At 68.2% G+C, this 17,713-nt stretch carries 17 protein-coding genes and 2 riboswitches; of the genes, 7 read left to right on the top strand and 10 right to left on the bottom strand.

From position 1 onward, the window contains the following. Nucleotides 1-10: 10 nt before the first annotated feature. From SREC43747_RS0101710 to SREC43747_RS0101725, 4 genes are all read right to left on the bottom strand, one after another. Nucleotides 11-835 (bottom strand): phosphoenolpyruvate hydrolase family protein, encoded by an 825-nt coding sequence (locus tag SREC43747_RS0101710; RefSeq protein ID WP_029719427.1) that lies wholly within the window; start codon nucleotides 833-835, stop codon nucleotides 11-13. 17 nt (nucleotides 836-852) lie between these two features. Further along, complete coding sequence (locus SREC43747_RS0101715; RefSeq protein WP_029719428.1) at nucleotides 853-2,037, bottom strand: Tm-1-like ATP-binding domain-containing protein; 1,185 nt, start codon at nucleotides 2,035-2,037, stop codon at nucleotides 853-855. 304 nt (nucleotides 2,038-2,341) lie between these two features. Continuing rightward, nucleotides 2,342-2,506, bottom strand: coding sequence for a hypothetical protein (locus SREC43747_RS21575; protein ID WP_162832375.1), 165 nt, complete (start codon nucleotides 2,504-2,506; stop codon nucleotides 2,342-2,344). Between the two features lie 73 nt (nucleotides 2,507-2,579). Next, on the bottom strand, nucleotides 2,580-3,755 hold the full coding sequence (locus SREC43747_RS0101725; RefSeq protein WP_029719429.1) for an acyl-CoA dehydrogenase family protein: 1,176 nt from the start codon (nucleotides 3,753-3,755) through the stop codon (nucleotides 2,580-2,582). 103 nt (nucleotides 3,756-3,858) lie between these two features. On the opposite strand from SREC43747_RS0101725, the gene SREC43747_RS0101730 reads away from it, so the two are divergent. The 4 genes from SREC43747_RS0101730 to SREC43747_RS0101745 all read left to right on the top strand — a co-directional run bounded on the left by SREC43747_RS0101730 (nucleotide 3,859) and on the right by SREC43747_RS0101745 (nucleotide 9,003). Beyond that, the gene (locus SREC43747_RS0101730) at nucleotides 3,859-4,506 is read left to right on the top strand and encodes a TetR/AcrR family transcriptional regulator (protein WP_029719430.1); all 648 of its coding nucleotides are present in this window, start codon (nucleotides 3,859-3,861) and stop codon (nucleotides 4,504-4,506) included. Nucleotides 4,507-4,649: 143 nt separating this feature from the next. Next, nucleotides 4,650-4,740: riboswitch (glycine riboswitch) on the top strand. After that, nucleotides 4,741-4,837: riboswitch (glycine riboswitch) on the top strand. It begins immediately after the preceding riboswitch. Between the two features lie 104 nt (nucleotides 4,838-4,941). Further along, entirely contained in the window at nucleotides 4,942-6,045 is a 1,104-nt protein-coding gene (gcvT, locus tag SREC43747_RS0101735; RefSeq protein WP_029719431.1) for a glycine cleavage system aminomethyltransferase GcvT, read from the top strand. A gap of 24 nt (nucleotides 6,046-6,069) precedes the next feature. Then, nucleotides 6,070-7,350: a serine hydroxymethyltransferase gene (gene glyA / locus SREC43747_RS0101740; protein WP_051387565.1), complete on the top strand. Its 1,281-nt coding sequence runs from the start codon at nucleotides 6,070-6,072 to the stop codon at nucleotides 7,348-7,350. A 270-nt stretch (nucleotides 7,351-7,620) separates the two neighbouring features. Then, nucleotides 7,621-9,003, top strand: a complete 1,383-nt coding sequence (locus tag SREC43747_RS0101745) for an amino acid permease (protein WP_029719433.1) — start codon at nucleotides 7,621-7,623, stop codon at nucleotides 9,001-9,003. Between the two features lie 230 nt (nucleotides 9,004-9,233). Here the strand turns inward: SREC43747_RS0101745 and SREC43747_RS0101750 are convergent, their stop codons facing one another. From SREC43747_RS0101750 to SREC43747_RS0101760, 3 genes are all read right to left on the bottom strand, one after another. Beyond that, nucleotides 9,234-9,914, bottom strand: a complete 681-nt coding sequence (locus tag SREC43747_RS0101750) for a DedA family protein (RefSeq protein WP_029719434.1) — start codon at nucleotides 9,912-9,914, stop codon at nucleotides 9,234-9,236. A gap of 118 nt (nucleotides 9,915-10,032) precedes the next feature. Beyond that, complete coding sequence (dacB, locus tag SREC43747_RS0101755; RefSeq protein ID WP_029719435.1) at nucleotides 10,033-11,616, bottom strand: D-alanyl-D-alanine carboxypeptidase/D-alanyl-D-alanine endopeptidase; 1,584 nt, start codon at nucleotides 11,614-11,616, stop codon at nucleotides 10,033-10,035. 142 nt (nucleotides 11,617-11,758) lie between these two features. Beyond that, the gene (locus tag SREC43747_RS0101760; RefSeq protein ID WP_029719436.1) at nucleotides 11,759-12,370 is read right to left on the bottom strand and encodes a LysE family translocator; all 612 of its coding nucleotides are present in this window, start codon (nucleotides 12,368-12,370) and stop codon (nucleotides 11,759-11,761) included. Nucleotides 12,371-12,464: 94 nt separating this feature from the next. Here SREC43747_RS0101760 and SREC43747_RS0101765 point away from each other — a divergent pair, with 94 nt between their 5' ends. Beyond that, complete coding sequence (locus SREC43747_RS0101765) at nucleotides 12,465-12,968, top strand: Lrp/AsnC family transcriptional regulator (RefSeq protein ID WP_029719437.1); 504 nt, start codon at nucleotides 12,465-12,467, stop codon at nucleotides 12,966-12,968. Nucleotides 12,969-13,052: 84 nt separating this feature from the next. Continuing rightward, on the top strand, nucleotides 13,053-14,186 hold the full coding sequence (locus tag SREC43747_RS0101770; RefSeq protein WP_029719438.1) for a hypothetical protein: 1,134 nt from the start codon (nucleotides 13,053-13,055) through the stop codon (nucleotides 14,184-14,186). Here the strand turns inward: SREC43747_RS0101770 and tesB are convergent, their stop codons facing one another. Together tesB and pyk are read right to left on the bottom strand one after the other, a co-directional pair. Continuing rightward, the gene (gene tesB / locus SREC43747_RS0101775; RefSeq protein ID WP_029719439.1) at nucleotides 14,187-15,125 is read right to left on the bottom strand and encodes an acyl-CoA thioesterase II; all 939 of its coding nucleotides are present in this window, start codon (nucleotides 15,123-15,125) and stop codon (nucleotides 14,187-14,189) included. A gap of 59 nt (nucleotides 15,126-15,184) precedes the next feature. Further along, nucleotides 15,185-16,606, bottom strand: coding sequence for a pyruvate kinase (gene pyk, locus SREC43747_RS0101780; RefSeq protein WP_029719440.1), 1,422 nt, complete (start codon nucleotides 16,604-16,606; stop codon nucleotides 15,185-15,187). Between the two features lie 73 nt (nucleotides 16,607-16,679). On the opposite strand from pyk, the gene SREC43747_RS0101785 reads away from it, so the two are divergent. Beyond that, on the top strand, nucleotides 16,680-17,051 hold the full coding sequence (locus SREC43747_RS0101785; RefSeq protein WP_037331161.1) for a VanZ family protein: 372 nt from the start codon (nucleotides 16,680-16,682) through the stop codon (nucleotides 17,049-17,051). Here the strand turns inward: SREC43747_RS0101785 and SREC43747_RS0101790 are convergent. After that, complete coding sequence (locus SREC43747_RS0101790) at nucleotides 16,999-17,664, bottom strand: DUF2461 domain-containing protein (RefSeq protein WP_029719442.1); 666 nt, start codon at nucleotides 17,662-17,664, stop codon at nucleotides 16,999-17,001. The genes SREC43747_RS0101785 and SREC43747_RS0101790 overlap by 53 nt on opposite strands. Nucleotides 17,665-17,713 lie beyond the last annotated feature (49 nt).

Raw genomic sequence — 17,713 nt, forward strand, 5'->3', positions numbered from 1 at the left:
ATCTCTCCTCCTAGCTCCGGACAGCGGTGAACGCCCGCGTCTGCTCGGTGATCGCCTGCTCGGTGGGGAGGCGTTCCATGCTGCTGGCGCCGTAGAAGCCGTGGCACCGCTTCGTCCGGGCCAGCACGTGGGCGGCGTCCTCCGGGGTCGCGATGGGGCCGCCGTGGCACAGCACCAGGACGTCGTCCCGGACTTCGGCCGCCGCCTCGGACCACTCGTCGATCAGCCGCACGCAGTCGTCCAGGTCCTTGGCCGTTCCGGCCCCGATGGACCCGCCCGTGGTCAGTCCCATGTGGCAGACGATGAGGTCGGCCCCGGCTTCGGTCATCTTGCGGGCGTCCTCGGCGGAGAACACGTACGGGGTGGTGAACAGCCCGTGCTGGTGCGCGGCGGCGATGAGCTCCACTTCCAGGTCGTAGCTCATGCCGGTCTCTTCGAGGTTGGCTCGGAACACCCCGTCGATGAGCCCGACGGTGGGGAAGTTCTGGACACCGGCGAAGCCGAGTTCGGCCAGTTCGGACAGGAACTTGTCGCGGATCAAGAACGGGTCGGTGCCGTTGACCCCGGCCAGCACCGGGGTGCGCTCGACCACCGGGAGTATCTCCCGGGCCATCTCCAGCACGATGTCGTTGGCGTTGCCGTAGGCGAGCAGCCCGGCGAGGGATCCCCGGCCGGCCATCCGGAACCGCCCCGAGTTGTAGATGACGATCAGGTCGATCCCCCCGGCCTCTTCGCACTTGGCGGACAGGCCGGTACCCGCGCCACCGCCGATGATCGGCTGGCCGCGCTCGACCTTCTCCCGCAGCCGCTGCAGCAGCGCAGCCCGGTCTTGCATGCTCACCTCCGATTTCCTCAGCAGATCTCGTGGAACGCCGCGACCGCTGCGGCAGCGAACTCCGGATCGTTGATGTTGTGCGGAACCCGCTGGAGACGGCGGTTGTCGGTTTGCCGCACCTGCTCCTCCAGGGTTTGGAAGAGCACCTCGTCCGCTTCCGGGTCGTGGAAGGGCTGGCCCGGCGCGTCCAGCAGGGACACTCCTCCCTCGGGCAGCAGGAAGCGCACCGGCCCGGGGCAGGAGTTGAGCTTGGCGGCGATGAACTCGGCGATCCGCCGGCACTCCTCCGGAGTCGTGCGCATCAGCGTGACCTGGGGGTTGTGCTCGTAGAACAGCCGTTGCCGGTAGCGCTCGGGGACGGTGTCCCGAGCGCCGAAGTTCACCATGTCCAGCGCGCCGCACGAACCCACGTAGGGAACACCGGTGCGGGCGATGACGTCCAGCCGCTGCGGACCGGCGCTCATGACGCCGCCCGCGATGAGGTCGCAGATCTCGGTGGTGGTGATGTCCAGCACCGCGCTGACCAGGCCGTCCCCGACCAGCTTCTCCATCGCCCGACCGCCGGTTCCGGTGGCGTGGAAGACCAGCGCGTCGTAGTGGCTCTCCAGCTGGTCGCGGATGGCGGTCACGCACGGGGTGGTGACCCCGAACATGGACAGCGCCACGGCCGGCTTGCTCTCCTCGGACGACTGCGGTCCGGTCAGGGCGCCGAGCAGCGCGTTGGCCGCATTGCCCAGCACGCGGCGGGATATCCGGTTCAAGCCAGCGATGTCGGTCACCGAGGGGAACAGCACCACGTCCGAGCAGTCCACATAGGAAGAAGTGTCTCCGGACGCCACAGTGGACACCATTATCTTCGGCAACCCGACCGGGAGTTCCCGCATCGCGGGGGTAATGAGCGCCGTGCCCCCGGATCCCCCCAGTCCGATGATTCCGGCGACCTCCCGATCGGCCAGGAAGTTGCGCAAGGCCAACGACATCTCGGTGATCGCGGTCCCCCGGTCACCGGTGAAGACGGCGTCCGCTCCCGCCGGATGGCAGGCTGCGACCTGCTCGGCCGGGAAGTCCACTCCCTCCGCGCTCGCGCCGCTGGTGGACACGTCAACGGTGGCCACCGGGTGTCCGCGGGCCACCAGGCCAGCGACATAGCGGAGTTCGTCCCCCTTGGTGTCGAACGTCCCGACTACGTAGGCGTGGCGCACTGTGGACCTCCACGAGTTGGTCACCCGGCGCGACTCTACTGTCAACCCGGCTGCTGCGCAGTCGGTTGATCAGGGGAATTCACGCTTCCGAAGAGCACTGTCCGAAACCGATTCGGCGCTGTTCCGGAACGTTCCGGGAAATCGGTCGGGTTCGACGTCGAGGACCGCGGGAACTCCGCTTCAGCGCACCTGTCCTCCGGCGCGACCGGAGGACATCGAGCACGGGCGCTCCGCGCTCTGGTCCGCGGAGCACCGCGCCCCCCAGGCGCGGACGTCCACCCCTGGGGGGCCGCGGAAGAGCAGGTCAGCGCTGCTGGCCCTGCCCCTTGTCCTTGCCCATGAACTTGTTCTTGACCTGCTCTATCTTCTCCCGGTTCTTCGGGTCGGAGGCGTACTTCTTCGCCTGGTCGAGCACCTTGCGCCCTTGCGGGCTGCGGGCGAATTCGGAGACCTTCTTGAACAGCGACATCGACGGCTCCCGGGTAGGATTCGGACTCCTCCAGGCTACCGACGGAGCGCTGTTCCTCGCGCCCGCAAGACGCTCAGCCGAGCACGCCGTTCACCGAAGCGTGGCCCTTCAGCAGGTTCCGGGCGATCGTGCGGCGCTGGATCTCGTCGGTGCCCTCGAAGATGCGCAGCAGCCGCAGGTCCCGGTACCAGCGCTCGATCGGCAGTTCCCGGGTGTAGCCCATGCCGCCGTGCAGCTGCAGGATCCGGTCGACGATCTCGTTGGCCCGGACACCGCCGTAGAGCTTGGCCATGGACTGGGCGTGCCGCGAGTCCATCCCCTGGTCGACCTGCCAGGCGGCCTGCAGGACCAACCAGCGCAGCGCCTCGATCTCCACCGCGGAGTCGGCCAGCATCCACTGGATGGCCTGCCGCTCGGCGATCGGCTTGCCGAAGGTCTCCCGGGTCTTGGCGTAGTCGATGCCCATCTCCACCAGCCGCATGCAGCCGCCCAGGGCCCGGGCGGGCAGCAGGTAGCGGCCCCGGCCGATCCACTGCATCGCCAGGGCGAAGCCCTGCCCGACCTCACCGAGCACGTTCTCCTTGGGCACCCGCACGTTGTCGAAGACCAGGGCGGCCGGCTGGCGGTCCCACTCCCCCATGATGTCGATCGGTTCGGAGGTCCATCCCATGTCCCGGTCCACCAGGAAGCAGGTGACCCCGCCGTTGGCGCCCTTCTCCTTGTCGGTGACGGCGAAGACCATGGCGAAGTCGGCGTCGATGCCGCCGGTGATGAAGGTCTTCTCCCCGTTGATCACCCACTCGTCACCGTCCAGGTGCGCGGTGGTGCGGATGTTCTTCGCGTCCGAACCCGCTCCCGGCTCGGTGATGGCGAAGCAGGACTTGCGCTCCCCTTCGATGGTCGGGATGAGGTAGCGCTTCTTCTGCTCCTCGTTGGCGTGGTAGAGGATGTTGTCCGCGTATCCGCCGAAGCGGAAGGGCACGAAGGTCCGCCCCAGTTCGATCTCGATCAGCGCGGCCATGACCGCGCCCAGGCCCATGCCGCCGTACTCCTCGGGTGTCTGGACCCCCCAGAACCCGGCCTTGCGCGCCTTCTCCTGCAGTTCCCGCTGCTCTTCCTTGGTCAGTCCGCGCTCTCCAGCGCGCTCGCGGCGCAGCACCTCGGGTTCCAGCGGGATGAGCTCGCGCTGGACGAAGTTGCGCACCCAGTCCCGGATGTCGCGTTCGGTGTCGGACAGCGAGAAGTCCACCATCGCCGGGTTCCTTTCCCATCAACTAACTAACGACGTTAGTTTTGTGGCAGCCTAAAGCTGTCCCGCCACGAACCGCAAGGGACATCGACGAGGAGCTGCCGTGCCCAGACCAACGACGCCGCTGCTTTCCCTGGAAGCGATCCGCCAGGCCGGCCTGGAGATCATCGACAACGAAGGCCTGGAACGGCTGTCCATGCGGCGCCTGGCCGAACGGCTGGGGGTTCGGGCCGCCTCCTTGTACAACCACGTGCCCACCAAGGAGCACCTGCTGCACGAGATCGCCGACGGGGTGATGGCGCAGGTGGACGTCTCCGGGTTCGAGGTCGACTGGGTGACCGGACTGCGCTCGTGGGCGCGCTCCTACCGGGCCGCGCTGGCCGCCCACCCCAACCTGGTGCCCTTCCTGGCCTCCGGTCCCGCCCGGCGGGAGAACGCGCTGCGCCGCGCCGACGCGGTGCACGGCGGCCTGACCAGCGCCGGCTGGCCGGAGCGCTACGCGACCATGATCGGCGCCTCCACCAAGTACCTGGTCGTCGGCTCCGCGCTGAGCTCCTTCTCCCGCGGCTTCCCGGACGACGCCGCGGTCTACACCGACCGGTTCCCGCACCTCAAGCACGCCCACCTGCTGCCCAGCCACGCCGGCGAGATCGACAGCGACAGCTTCGAGCTGGCCCTGTCGGCGCTGATCGACGGTCTGCAGCAGCTGTACCGGGAGATCACCGGCCAGGGCGGCTCCAGACGGAGCTGACCGCGCGAACAGCCGGCAGAACGGCCTGTGCACCGAATGCAACCCGGGTGAGATCACCCTCGCGTTTTTGTTGACTCCCCACTGGAGGGGTTCGTAGCGTCCCGGTAAAACCGAACACCGCGCAAAACCGAATATCGCGCCGATGAAGCTGCGCGGGAGAGACCCCGCCTCGAGCGGGGCGCCGAAGGAGCAAACTCCCCACAAACTCTCAGGCACCAGTACCGCGCAGTCAGGCGACCAAGGAGAAAAGCAGGAGCGGCTCGCTCCTCGCCCACGGTGCAAGCCGCCCCGCCGGCGGTGAAACTCTCAGGCCAATGACTCCGGGGAGCTGTCCGACCAGCGCAGCGCTAGGTCGGTGTCGAACAGCGCGCCCGATAAGGTTGGACGGAGGCGACCAGCCATTCGACTGCCGACCCAGCCCGACAAGGAGTCATCATGCCGTCGCCGCGACCGACCCCGCTGCACCAAGTACACCAGTCGCTCGGGGCCACCCTGACCGATTTCGCCGGCTGGCACATGCCGGTCCGCTACTCCGGGGACACCGCGGAGCACAACGCGGTCCGCAACAACGCCGGCCTGTTCGACATCTCCCACATGGGCGAGATCCGGGTGAGCGGCCCCCAAGCCGGGGAAGCCCTGGACTACGCCCTGGTCGGCCACGCTTCGGCGATCAAGCCGGGCCGGGCGCGCTACACGATGATCTGCAACGCCGAAGGCGGCGTGCTCGACGACTTGATCGTCTACCGCCTCGAGGAGCAGGAATTCCTCATCGTGGCCAACGCGGCCAACGCCGGCGTGGTGCACGGCGAACTGGTCGAGCGCGCGTCCGGGTTCACCGCCACCGTCACCGACGCCTCCGACCAGTACGCGCTGATCGCCCTGCAAGGTCCGGAAGCCGCCGCCATCCTGGGACCGCTGACCGACACCGACCTCGACCAGGTCAAGTACTTCGCCGCCTACTCCGCCCAGGTCGCCGGCAAGCAGGTGCTGCTCGCCCGCACCGGGTACACCGGCGAGGACGGTTTCGAGCTGTTCGTCGCCCCGGACGACGCCGAAGCGCTGTGGCAGGCGCTGACCGAAGCCGGCCGCGAGCGCGGTCTGCAGCCCTGCGGGCTCTCCTGCCGGGACACCCTCCGCCTGGAGGCCGGGATGCCCCTGTACGGGCACGAGCTGTCCAGCGAGGTGACCCCGTATCATGCGAACCTCGGGCGCGTGGTGAAGCTGGACAAGCCGGGTGACTTCGTCGGCAAGAAGGCGCTGGCCGAGGCCGCCCAGCAGCCGACCGGGAAAACCCTGGTGGGGCTGGTCACGGAGCAGCGCCGGGCTCCCCGGCACGGCTACCGGGTGCTCGACCCGGAGGGCACCGAGATCGGTGTCGTCACCAGTGGTGCTCCGTCGCCCACTCTCGGCCACCCGATCGCAATGGCCTACGTCAACCGCGACTTCAGCGACCCCGGGACCGCCCTGCAGGTCGACGTCCGTGGCAAGGCGATGGCGGTGGAGGTCGTCGAGCTGCCGTTCTACCGCCGCAAAGCCTGACGAGAGCGAACACAGGAGGCAATCATGTCTACACCGGACCTGTTCAACGATCAGCTGTCGGTGGTGGACCCTGAAGTCGCGGAAGCCGTCAACGCCGAGTTGCGGCGGCAGCAGACCACGCTGGAGATGATCGCGTCGGAGAACTTCGCTCCGCAGTCGGTGCTCCAGGCGCAGGGGTCGGTGCTGACCAACAAGTACGCCGAGGGCTACCCGGGCAAGCGCTACTACGGCGGCTGCGAGCACGTCGACGTCGTCGAGCAGCTGGCCATCGACCGGGTCAAGCAGCTGTTCGGGGCCTCGTTCGCCAACGTGCAGCCGCACTCGGGCGCCCAGGCCAACGCCGCGGCGATGTTCGCCCTGCTCAAGCCGGGCGACACCATCATGGGCCTGGACCTGGCCCACGGTGGGCACCTCACCCACGGCATGCGGATCAACTTCTCCGGCAAGCTCTACAACGTGGTGCCCTACCACGTCAGCGACGACGACCACCGGGTGGACATGGACGAGGTCGCCCGGCTGGCGCGCGAGCACAAGCCGCAGCTGATCATCGCCGGTTGGTCGGCCTACCCGCGGCAGCTGGACTTCAAGCGGTTCCGGGAGATCGCCGACGAGGTCGGCGCCTACCTGATGGTGGACATGGCGCACTTCGCCGGGCTGGTCGCCGCCGGACTGCACCCCAACCCGGTGCCGCACGCGCACGTGGTCACCACCACCACGCACAAGACCCTCGGCGGCCCGCGCGGTGGCGTGATCCTGTCCTCCGACGAGGAGTTCACCAAGAAGTTCAACTCCGCCGTCTTCCCCGGCCAGCAGGGCGGTCCGCTCGAGCACGTCATCGCGGGCAAGGCCGTGGCGTTCAAGATCGCCGCGGGTGAGGAGTTCAAGGACCGGCAGCGCCGCACCCTCGAAGGCGCGCAGATCCTGGCCGAGCGGCTGCTGGCCGACGACGCCCGGGAAGCCGGGGTGCAGCTGGTCTCCGGCGGCACCGACGTGCACCTGGTGCTGGTGGACCTGCGCAACTCCGAGCTGGACGGCAAGCAGGCCGAGGACCGGCTGCACGAGATCGGCATCACGGTCAACCGCAACGCGGTGCCCAACGACCCGCGCCCGCCGATGGTGACCTCCGGTCTGCGCATCGGCACCCCGGCGTTGGCCACCCGCGGCTTCGGTCGGACCGAGTTCACCGAGGTCGCCGACATCATCGCCGAGGCCCTCAAGCCCAACTTCGACCAGGACACCAGCGCCAAGCTGCGCTCCCGCGTCGAAGCCCTGGCCAACGCGTTCCCCCTCTACCCCAACATCTGAGCGAATCAGCTGCAACACGCCTTCTCCGGCAGCGCCGGAGAAGGCGTGTTTTTTATCACACATCCGGCCGTGCTGCCCGCTGGAGTTTCCGTAATGGACAGATGACGATCTGGAAAACCTCGCCAGAACAACAAGTTTCCTCTTGCCATCTGTCACCCCAATAGCGGAGTATCTCCGCAGTTTTTGCGCAACCTGCTCCGTCCACGGATGCTGACGGCCCACCCACAGCCGCGGAATTTCCGTGGACACACTGGTGAGGAGTCCGCTTCGATGAACCAGCCAGCACCCGGGGAATACCGCAAGGAACTGAGCAGCCGGCACATCAACATGATCGCCATCGGCGGCGCGATAGGTGTCGGCCTCTTTCTCGGCTCCGGCAAAGCGCTCAACCAGGTCGGCCCTGGGCTGATCCTGATCTACGCGATTGCTGGACTGATGATCTTCTTCGTCATGCGCGCGCTCGGCGAACTGCTGATGTACCGCCCGGTCAGCGGTTCGTTCGCCGAGTACGCCGGTGAATTCGTCGGCCCGTGGGCTCGGTTCGCCACCGGTTGGGGCTACTGGCTGGTGTGGATCGTCACCGGCATGGCCGAGATCACCGCGGTTGGCGAGTACTTCCAGTTCTGGTTCCCGAACTTGCCACAGTGGATCCCCGCACTCGGTGCCCTGGTGACGCTGAGCGCGGTCAACTTGATCGCGGTGAAGTTGTTCGGAGAATTCGAGTTCTGGTTCGCGCTGATCAAGGTGGTGGCGATCATCGGTCTGATCGTGCTCGCCGCCCTCATCCTGGTCTTCGGGTTCAGCGACGTCGGCCAAACCGCCGCGGTCAGCAACATCTGGGAGCACGGCGGGTTCTTCCCCAACGGCGGGGTGCAAGCGCTGCTGGCCTTCCAGATCGTGATGTTCGCCTTCGTCGGTGTGGAGATGGTCGGCCAGACCGCCAGCGAGAGCAGCGACCCGCAGCGAGTGCTGCCGCGGGCGATCAACTCGGTCATGTGGCGGATCCTGATCTTCTACGTCGGCGCGCTGGCCGCCCTCACCGCCCTGGTGCCGTGGAACCAGTTCCCCGCCAACGGCAGCCCGTTCGTGCACGCCTTCACCCTGATCGGCATCCCCGCCGCCGCGGGAGTGGTGAACTTCGTGGTGACCACGGCCGCGCTCTCCTCCTGCAACAGCGGCATCTACTCCACCGGCCGGATGCTGCGCACCCTGTCCCTGGAGGGCCAAGCCCCGCGCGCGGTGCAGAAGCTGAGCAAGCGAGCCGTCCCCGCCCGGGCCATCGGCATCACCTTCTGCTCGATGCTGATCGGCGTGGTGCTCAACTACTTCGTCCCGGAACAGGCGTTCGTCTACATCACGAGCGCCAGCACGGTGGGCGCCATCTTCACCTGGGGCATGATCGTGCTGTCCCACCTCAAGTACCGGAAGAAGGTGGCCGCGGGTGAACTGCCGGCGGGGACGTTCCAGATGCCGTTCTCCCCGTACTCCAACTACGTCGTCCTGGCCTTCCTCGCGTTCGTCGTGGTGCTGCTGGCCTTCGACTCCGAGACGCGGATCGCCCTGTACGTGGCCCCGGTTTTGGCCGTCGCGATCGGGGTGGGTTACGCGGTCTCGCGCAACCGCCAGGCGCAGCCGGAACTGGTGGAGGACTGAACGAGTCGTCCGCGCTCGTCCGGCCCCGCAGCCGGGTGAGCGCGGACGAACACCGGCTCAGCAGAACAGCAAGACACCCGCACGCTGTTTTTCGAGGAGCAGAAAGGATCTTCTGACCGGAGGCCTTCTGCTACTGTCCGCAGTGAACTGAACGCGCTCCGAACATGACCGCGTTCAGCGGCTGCAGCTCCACAGCGGATCTTCCGACTCCGCTGTGGAGCTCTTGTTGTTCAAGCGACCGATTCCATGTCGTCTTCGTCGTCTTCCCGACGCTCGGGGATGGGTTCCACCACGGCAGCGCGCTTGGCCTTGCGCCGGCGGCGCCACCAGAACCCCGCACCGGCGAGCACCAGCAGGACCATGGCCACCCAGCTGGCCCGGCCCAGCGCTTCTTCGACGTACTTCGCCGAGGCCCCGGCCGCCCAGCCAACCCCCACGTGCAGGGTGGACCAAGCCGACGCCCCGAGCACGGAGGCGAACAGGAAGCGCCCGAAGCGCAATCCGCCGGAGCCGGCCGCGGCAGGCACCAACGTGCGCACCACCGGGAGGAAACGGCCGGCCAGCACGGCACCGAGCCCGTAGCGGCGCAGCAGCCGACCAGCCCGGTCCCAGTGGTGCTGGCCGAGCTTGCGGACCGCCCGGGTCTCCCGGATGCGGAAGCGGTAGCGGCGGCCGAGCCAGTAACCGATGTTGTCGCCCACCACCGCGCACAGCGTGACGGTGCCGGACAGGACGAAGAAGAACCCGACATCGGTCACCGCTGCCGAAGCGATCAGCAAACCGCTTTCCCCGGGAACCAGGAACCCGATCCCCAGCGTGCACTCACCGAGCACCAGCGCACCGGTCACCAGGATGAGCAGCGGTCGGGGCAGAAGGGCCACCACTGCCAGGAAGTCACTTATCAGCGTCACGGGGTGGGACTCTCCTCGGCTTCGGGTGTCTGGCGGAACACGCTACCCGCCCCCGGGGAGTGGAGCCGGCGCCCCCACTACCGGCACCGCTCGGCTCGAGCAGCGAACTGCCGGTCGGTCAGCACGCCTTGAGCCAGGAGCACTCCAGTGAAGTCTCGTCCACGGGGGTGGCTGGGTTGTCAACCAGGTAGCGGCTGTTTGGCACAGCGGGCCGCCCTGAGGGACGTTCGTCCGGACCACTGTACTCAGCCAGCCGAACCGCGATGGAGTCCTCCAGGTCTTTGGGGGCGTTGCCGAGGAATTGGTTGAAAACGACGGAAAACACCAGCGGCTGGCCGTTGGCCGCGGTGACGTAGCCGGACAGCGAGGTGACCCCGGTCAGCGAGCCGGTTTTGGCGTGCACGTTGTTCTCCGCCGCCGTCCCGCCCATGCGGTTGCGCAGAGTTCCGCCGGTCATGCGATCCGCCGCTCCGGCCACCGGGAGCGAGTCGTACCAGACCTGGAACCAAGGGCGCTCCCGGGCGTTGTCGAGCAGCACGGCCAACTGCTCCGGCGTCACACCATCCATCGTGGACAAACCGGACCCGTCGACCATGCAGAGCACATCGGGCTCAACGCCCAGCCCGCGCAATTCGTCGTTCAGCACCGCGAGGCCGGCGTCCCAGCTGCCGACTCCTCGCTCCACCCGCCCCATGGTCTTCACCAGGATCTCGGCGTGGCCGTTGTTGCTCAGCTTCATGAACGGCACCAGCAGCTCGCCCAGCGGCATCGACTGCCGCTGGGCGACCACCCGCGCCCCGGCGGGCACCACCGCCCGCCCCGCGGGATCCGCGACGGTGACCCCGTGCCGCTGGAGGGCCTGGGCGAACAGGTCCGCCGCATAGGCGGTCGGATCGGGCACGGTGGTGAAGTCCTCGACCGGCTCCGCCCCGGCCGGGACGGTGCCGCTGACCACCACGGTGGTCGAACCGTGCTCCCGCTGCACCGACACGTCCGGCTCGGTGCCGGCAGCAGCGGTGCGCACCCGGTTCTCGACGCGCAGCACCGACGTCGGCGGATCCAGCCGCACCTCGGCCGGCTGGCCTTCCGCGGTCGGCGCCACCTGCACGATCGCGGTCCCGGAGTCGTAGTCGGTGTTGGGGGAAGCCGTCAGCGCGGAGATCGGCGCGGCGTAGTAGTAGGGCTCGTCGTCCCACATCCAGCCGGTGCCCAGGGGCACGTCGTCGAAGAACGAGTCGTCGGCGAGCAGCCGCCCCTGCACGGCTCGGATCCCCGCGTCGGCGACCTGTTCGGCCAGCGCGTCGTAGTCCGCGGCCAGCATCGTCGGGTCCCCGGTGCCGCGCAGGTAGAGGTCTCCCCGCAGCACGGATCCGACTTGTTCCCCGGCGGCCAGCACCTCGGTGCGGAACCGGTGGTCGGGCCCGAGTGCTTCCAGGGCCGCCGCGGAGGTCAGCAGCTTGGCGTTGGAAGCCGGGGTCACCCGCTGCCGCGCCTGCCGGCTGTAGAGCACTTCGCCGCTGACCGGATCGCGCACCACGACGCCGACGTGGGCCCCGTCCAGGCGCGGATCGGCGAGGATCTCGTCCAGGTCGGCCCGCAGCGCGTCCTCGCCCACCGGGCCCGCGCTGATCGGACCGGCCAGCAGCACCGAAGCCCCCAGGGTCGCCGCCAGACCGGCCGCCAGAACCGATCGCCGCCGCATCGCCCACCTCCCGCTCGCAGATCAGCGAGCAAACCTAAGCACGGCGAACACCGGCGGTCAACGATTCACCACTGAGCGCGTCGGACGGTGGCTCGCGAACACCGGTCCGGTGCAACGCGGGAGCGGGGCCGGAGCAGCGGATTCAGCTGAGCGCCACCGAGGTCGCCATCACCAGCAGCGCGCTCCCGCAGCACCGCTCGAAGACCTTGCGGCGACGCGCGTCCGCGATGAACCGGGCGAACCAGCGCACCGAGGGGATGACCAGCAGCCACCACGCCGCGAACGCCGCCACGGTCACCGCGCTGAGCAGGCTCGCCTGGGCCACCGGATCGCCTCCGGCGTCCATGGCCTGCGGCAGCAGCGTCAGGAACATCAGCATGATCTTCGGGTTGAGCACGTCGGTCAGCAGACCGCGCAGGAAGACCGACAACCCCGACCGCGGGGGCGCGGCAGCGGTGAACTGCCCACCGGACTTGCCCGCCTGCCGCAGCAGCTGCACCCCCATCCAGATCAGGTAGGCCGCCCCCACGGCCTTGACCACCAGCAGCGCACCGGGAACCGTCACCAGCAGCGCCGACAGGCCCGCGGTCGCAGCGGTGGCGTGCACCAGCAGCCCGCAGGTGACTCCTGCCGCGGCCAGCCAGCCGTACTTGGTCTTGGTCGCCGCATTGCTGGTGACCATGACGAAGTCCGGGCCCGGAACCACGACGATCACGAACAGGGCGACCAGGAACGGTCCCCAAGCGATGTGCAACGCGCGTCCCCCTCCAAAACCCCACGTCGGTAGCAGAGGACATGGTCTGCCACTTGTTCGCTGCAATGCCATTCGGCGCGTACGATGTTCGGTTGTGCCCGAACACGTCGAACTGGATTCGGTCGACTGGCTGATCCTGGAGGAACTGCAGAACAACGCCACCCTGCCGAACCGGACCCTGGCCGAACGGGTGGGCCTGGCCCCCTCCAGTTGTCTGCAGCGAGTCCGCCGATTGCGGGAACGGGGAGTGATCACCGGGTCGCACATCGACGTGGACCTGGCCGCCACCGGGCTGCGCCTGGAAGCCATCGTGGCGATGAACGTGCGCCCGCAGACCCGGCAGGTGATCAGCCAGTTCCGGGAGTTCATCATGGCGCAGCCGGAAACCCAGTCCCTGCTGCACGTCAGCGGCCAAGCGGACTTCCTGCTGCACGTCGCCGTGGAGGACCCGCAGCACCTGCAGCGGTTCCTGGTCGACAAGCTCGCCCCGCGCACCGAGGTCCGGCACTTCACCACGTCGATCGTGCTCGAGAAGATCCGCACCCGAGCGCTGTCCCCGCCGAAGCACCTGCGCCCGAAGCGGCGCCGCAGGAGCTGACCGGCCGAGGTTGCATCTGCCTCCGGAGGGCTGCAGAGTCACAGGGGCAACCAATCGGCCTACCCCGACAGGAGAACGCGCAGCTTGCCCGGAACCGATCCCCAGCACCGGGTGTTGGGCCTGGTCACCGACCCCGACATGCCCACGCAAATAGGAGGGAGGCTGCTCGACCACGTCACCCGGTGGCTGGAAGAACGCACCGGTTCGGCGTGGAAGGTCGACCAGGTGTCGGACCCGATCACCGCCAGCGACTACGAGAGCGAGAAGATCCTGCAGGCGGTGAACGCGCACCGGCAGCAGTACGGCTGGGAATGCGCCATCTACGTCACCGACCTGCCGCTGCTGCTCCCCCGCGGACCGTTGATCGCCGACATCAGCGCAGAGGGCCGCGTCGCCTTGATCTCCTTCCCCGCGCTCGGGGCGCTGCGGTCCTTCCGCCGGACCAGGCAGGCGATCGAACAGGTCCTGGACGACCTGTTGACCCGGCAAGAGCAACCGGACGAGGACAGCGGGGAAGGCCACCGGCTGGAGAACCCGCTGACCCGGGCCCTGGCCCCGGTGGAGCGGATCGAACAGCCCAAGGAGTGGGTCGACGTGCGCTACGCCTCGCCGCGCCGGCGCGGCTGGGTGCGGCTGGCCACGGGAATGGTGCGGGCCAACCGCCCGTGGCGGATGGTCTGGGGGCTGTCCAACGCGCTGGCCGCGTCCCTGGCCGCGACGGGCTTCGGACTGTTCACCTCCACGGTGTGGCAGCTGGGCGACACCCTCACCCCGCTGCGCGCCACGGGCACGACGCTGTTCGCGATCGGGCTGATGATCGGGTGGTTGATCGCCATCCACGACCTGTGGGAACGGGTCGGGCGGCGCGCCGTGCGGGACCGCCGGCTGGCGGTGCTGTACAACGCCTCGACCGTGACCTCGCTCAGCTTCGGCGTGCTCAGCCTGTACGCGCTGGTCTTCCTGGTCAGCATCGCGGGTGCCGCCACCGTCATCAACCCGCAGGTGCTGGGCAGCACGCTCGGGCATCCCCCAGACGCCAGCGCTTACCTGCGGCTGGCCTGGATGCTCTCCTCCATGGCCCTGATCGCCGGGGCCCTGGGTTCGAGCTTGGAAAGCGACGCTGCCGTTCGCCAAGCCGCTTACGGCTATCGCGAACGGCAGCGCCGGGAGAAGTACGCCCAGAAGGAGAAGGAACAGGAACGGGAGAACCGCTCCTGATCAGTCGCGGACCCGGAGCAGGCCTTCCTGCACGACGGTGGCCACCAGCTTGCCGTCCCGGGTGAAGAACCGCCCGGTGGCCAGTCCCCGCGCGTTGGACGCGCTGGGGGAGACGCAGTCGTACAGCAGCCAGTCGTCCGCCCGGAACGGGCGGTGGAACCACATGGCGTGGTCCAGGCTGGCCCCGGAGACGTCGTCCAACCCCCAGTAGACCCCGTGCCTGCCGAGCACGGCGTCCAGCAGAGTCATGTCCGAAGCGAACGCCATGATGCAGACGTGCAGCAGGTCGTCGTCGGGCAGCACCCCGTCGGCTCGCATCCACACCTGGTTGCGGGCCCCGGGGTTCTGCTCGCCCCGCTGCAGCCACGGCGGCGTGGTCACGTAGCGCACGTCGATGGGCCTGGGGTTGAGGTTCCCCATGACCTCGATCACTCCCTTGGCCTGCTCGCCGTAGGTCGGCAGGTCCTCCGGGTCCGGAACTTCCGGCATCTTCTCCTGGTGCTCGAGCCCGGGCTCTTGCACCTGGAAGGACGCGGACAGCGAGAAGATCGCCTTGCCGCGCTGCACCGCCACCACCCGGCGGGTGGTGAAGGAGCGGCCGTCCCGGGTCCGGTCGACCTCGTAGATGATCGGAATGCTCGGATCCCCGGGCCGGATGAAGTAGGCGTGCAGCGAGTGCACTTTCCGCTCCTGCGGCACAGTCCGCCCCGCGGCCACCAGTGCCTGCCCCGCGACCTGACCACCGAAGACCCGCACCGAAGAGGTCTCCGGGCTGACCCCGCGGAAGATGTTCTCCTCGATGCGTTCCAGGTCGAGCAGTGCAACGAGGCTGTCCAACACCGGCTGACCGTGGGGGATCCCGTTGACGTCCAGCGGAACGTCCTTGCTCCGGCTCGTCCCGGCCAGGTCTGCGGCCGCAGCTCGTGCCGCTTCGGTCACTGCACGCTCCTCAACTTGTGTAGCCACGGCTGGAAGCGGGCAGCTCCCACCGGGCTTGATCAGACGTGATCTTCCTCGCCCAACCTGTGCACCCTGATCAGGTTGGTAGAACCGACCGTTCCCGGCGGCGAACCGGCGACGATGACCACCATGTCACCGCGCTGGTAGCGCCCCAGGGACAGCATCGCCTGGTCCACTTGGCGAACCATTTGATCGGTGGTATCCACTTTAGGCACCAAGAACGTCTCCGTCCCCCAGGTGAGAGCGAGCTGACTTCGCACCGACTCCTCGGGGGTGAAGGCCAACAGCGGCAGCCGGGTGTGCAGTCGGGCCAACCGCCGCACCGTGTCACCGGACTGCGTGAACGCGACCAGGGCTTTCGCGTTCAACCGCTCCCCGATGTCCCGCGCTGCGTAGGAGATCACACCTCGCTTGGTGCGCGGCACGTGGCTGAGCGGCGGCGGGGTCGTCGAACCGGCCTCCACCGCTTCGACGATCCGGGCCATGGTCTGCACGGTCTCCACCGGGTAGCGACCGACGCTCGTCTCGCCGGAGAGCATCACGGCGTCCGTGCCGTCGAGCACGGCGTTGGCCACGTCGGAAGCTTCCGCCCTGGTCGGCCGGGAGTTGTTGATCATCGAGTCCAGCATCTGCGTGGCGACGATGATCGGCTTGGCGTTCTCCCGCGCGATGCGGATGGCCTTCTTCTGCACCAGCGGCACGTGCTCCAGCGGCAGCTCGACGCCCAGGTCACCGCGAGCGACCATGATGCCGTCGAAGGCCAGCACGATGGCTTCCAGGTTCTCCACCGCTTCGGGCTTCTCCAGCTTGGCGATCACCGGTGCCCGGCGGCCCACCCGGTCCATCACCTGGTGCACCACATCGATGTCGGCCGGACTGCGCACAAAGGACAGTGCGATGAAGTCGACGCCGAGCTCCAACGCGAACTCGAGGTCCTCAACGTCTTTTTCGGACAGAGCCGGCACCGAGATGTCCATGCCCGGCATGGACAGTCCTTTGTGGTCAGAAACCGGACCGCCCTCGACGACCTCGCACACCACGTCGTTGCCGTCCACTTCCCGGACGACGAGGCCGACCTTGCCGTCGTCGACCAGCAGCGAGTCGCCCGGCTTGGCGTCGTTGGCGAGCCCCTTGTAAGTGGTGGAAACCCTGTCGTGGGTCCCCTGCACGTCATCGACGGTGATGCGCACCACGTCCCCGGTGCGCCACTCGACCGGACCGGCCGCGAACTTGCCCAGACGGATCTTCGGCCCTTGCAAGTCGGCGAGGATGCCTACGGCCCGGCCGCTCTCCTTCGCCGCCGCCCGGACCATCTCGTAGACCTGTCGGTGATCTTCGTGACTGCCGTGGCTGAAATTCAGCCGGGCGACGTTCATTCCGCTGCTGACGAGCTCGGCCACCTTCTCGGGAGTTGCGGTGGCCGGGCCCATGGTACAAACGATTTTGGCTCGTCGACTCACATTAACCCACCCTAGTCTCTCGACATGGCTGCGCAGCACGCAGCCGACTCCTCCAACGGCCCGGTGAGGATCTGTGCTGAATCATTACAGAAACTACCTGCGGCATCTGCCGTTCGCGGGGACCGTCGTGGTGAGCTGGGTCATCCTGTTCACCCCGGAATCAGGGGTGCCGACCGCTCCCCCGGGCACCGACAAGGTCGTCCATCTGCTGCTGTTCGCCGCGCTGGCCGGCACCGGACGCCTGGCCCGGCTGCCCGCCGCTCCTCTGCTGGTCGGACTGGTCGGCTACGCGGCGCTGTCGGAAGTGCTGCAGGAGCTGCTGCCCATCGGGCGCAGCGGGGACTGGGTGGACGCCCTGGTCGACATCATCGGAGCCGGGCTCGGGTGGGCCTTCACCGCCGAGCTCGCCGGGAAACTCCGACGTGATCGGCGAACCACTGGTTGAGCTCCCGCAGCTGGCTCCACGCCCGCCGCACCCGCCGCAGGCAGCCCCGCTCGAACAGCAAGTCGTCCGGCTCCCAGGACTTGACCACGAACAGCGTGCGGTGCCGCAGCAGCTCCAACCTGGGGTGATCGGGTGACACGCCCCGGGGGCGGCTCTTCAACTCGTCACCGCGGACCTGCCAGCCCCGCCTGGTGAGCGCCGCCAGCAATTCCCGCAGCCGTTCACCGTGGACCTCGGTGTCCACCGCGGCGCGGTAGCGGGCCAGCTGATCGGGCTCGGTGTGGAAGCACCCGCCGCCGACCAGCAGCCCTTCCGCGCTGATCTCGACGTAGTAAGCACCACCGCCGCGGCCCGGTTCGATCACCGCTCCGCAGTGGGTCTTGTACGGCGTCTTGTCGGCGCTGAACCGCAAGTCCCGGTACGGGCGGAAGACCTTCCCGGTGCCGAAGCCGGGCGCGAAGTCCGGCTCGAGCTCGGCCAGCAACGCCTCCATCGGCCCGCGCACGTGCTCCTGGTACAGCTGCCGGTTGTCCGACCAGTACGCCTTGGAGTTGTCCGCTTCCAGGCCCTCGTAGAAGTCGATCGCCGCTTCGCCGAAACCTTCGAACCGCACGGCCGACAGGCTAATCACCCACCCGCGGCACTCGGCCGGTACCGGGGCC

Source organism: Saccharopolyspora rectivirgula DSM 43747 (assembly GCF_000497205.1).
Taxonomy (GTDB): domain Bacteria; phylum Actinomycetota; class Actinomycetes; order Mycobacteriales; family Pseudonocardiaceae; genus Saccharopolyspora; species Saccharopolyspora rectivirgula.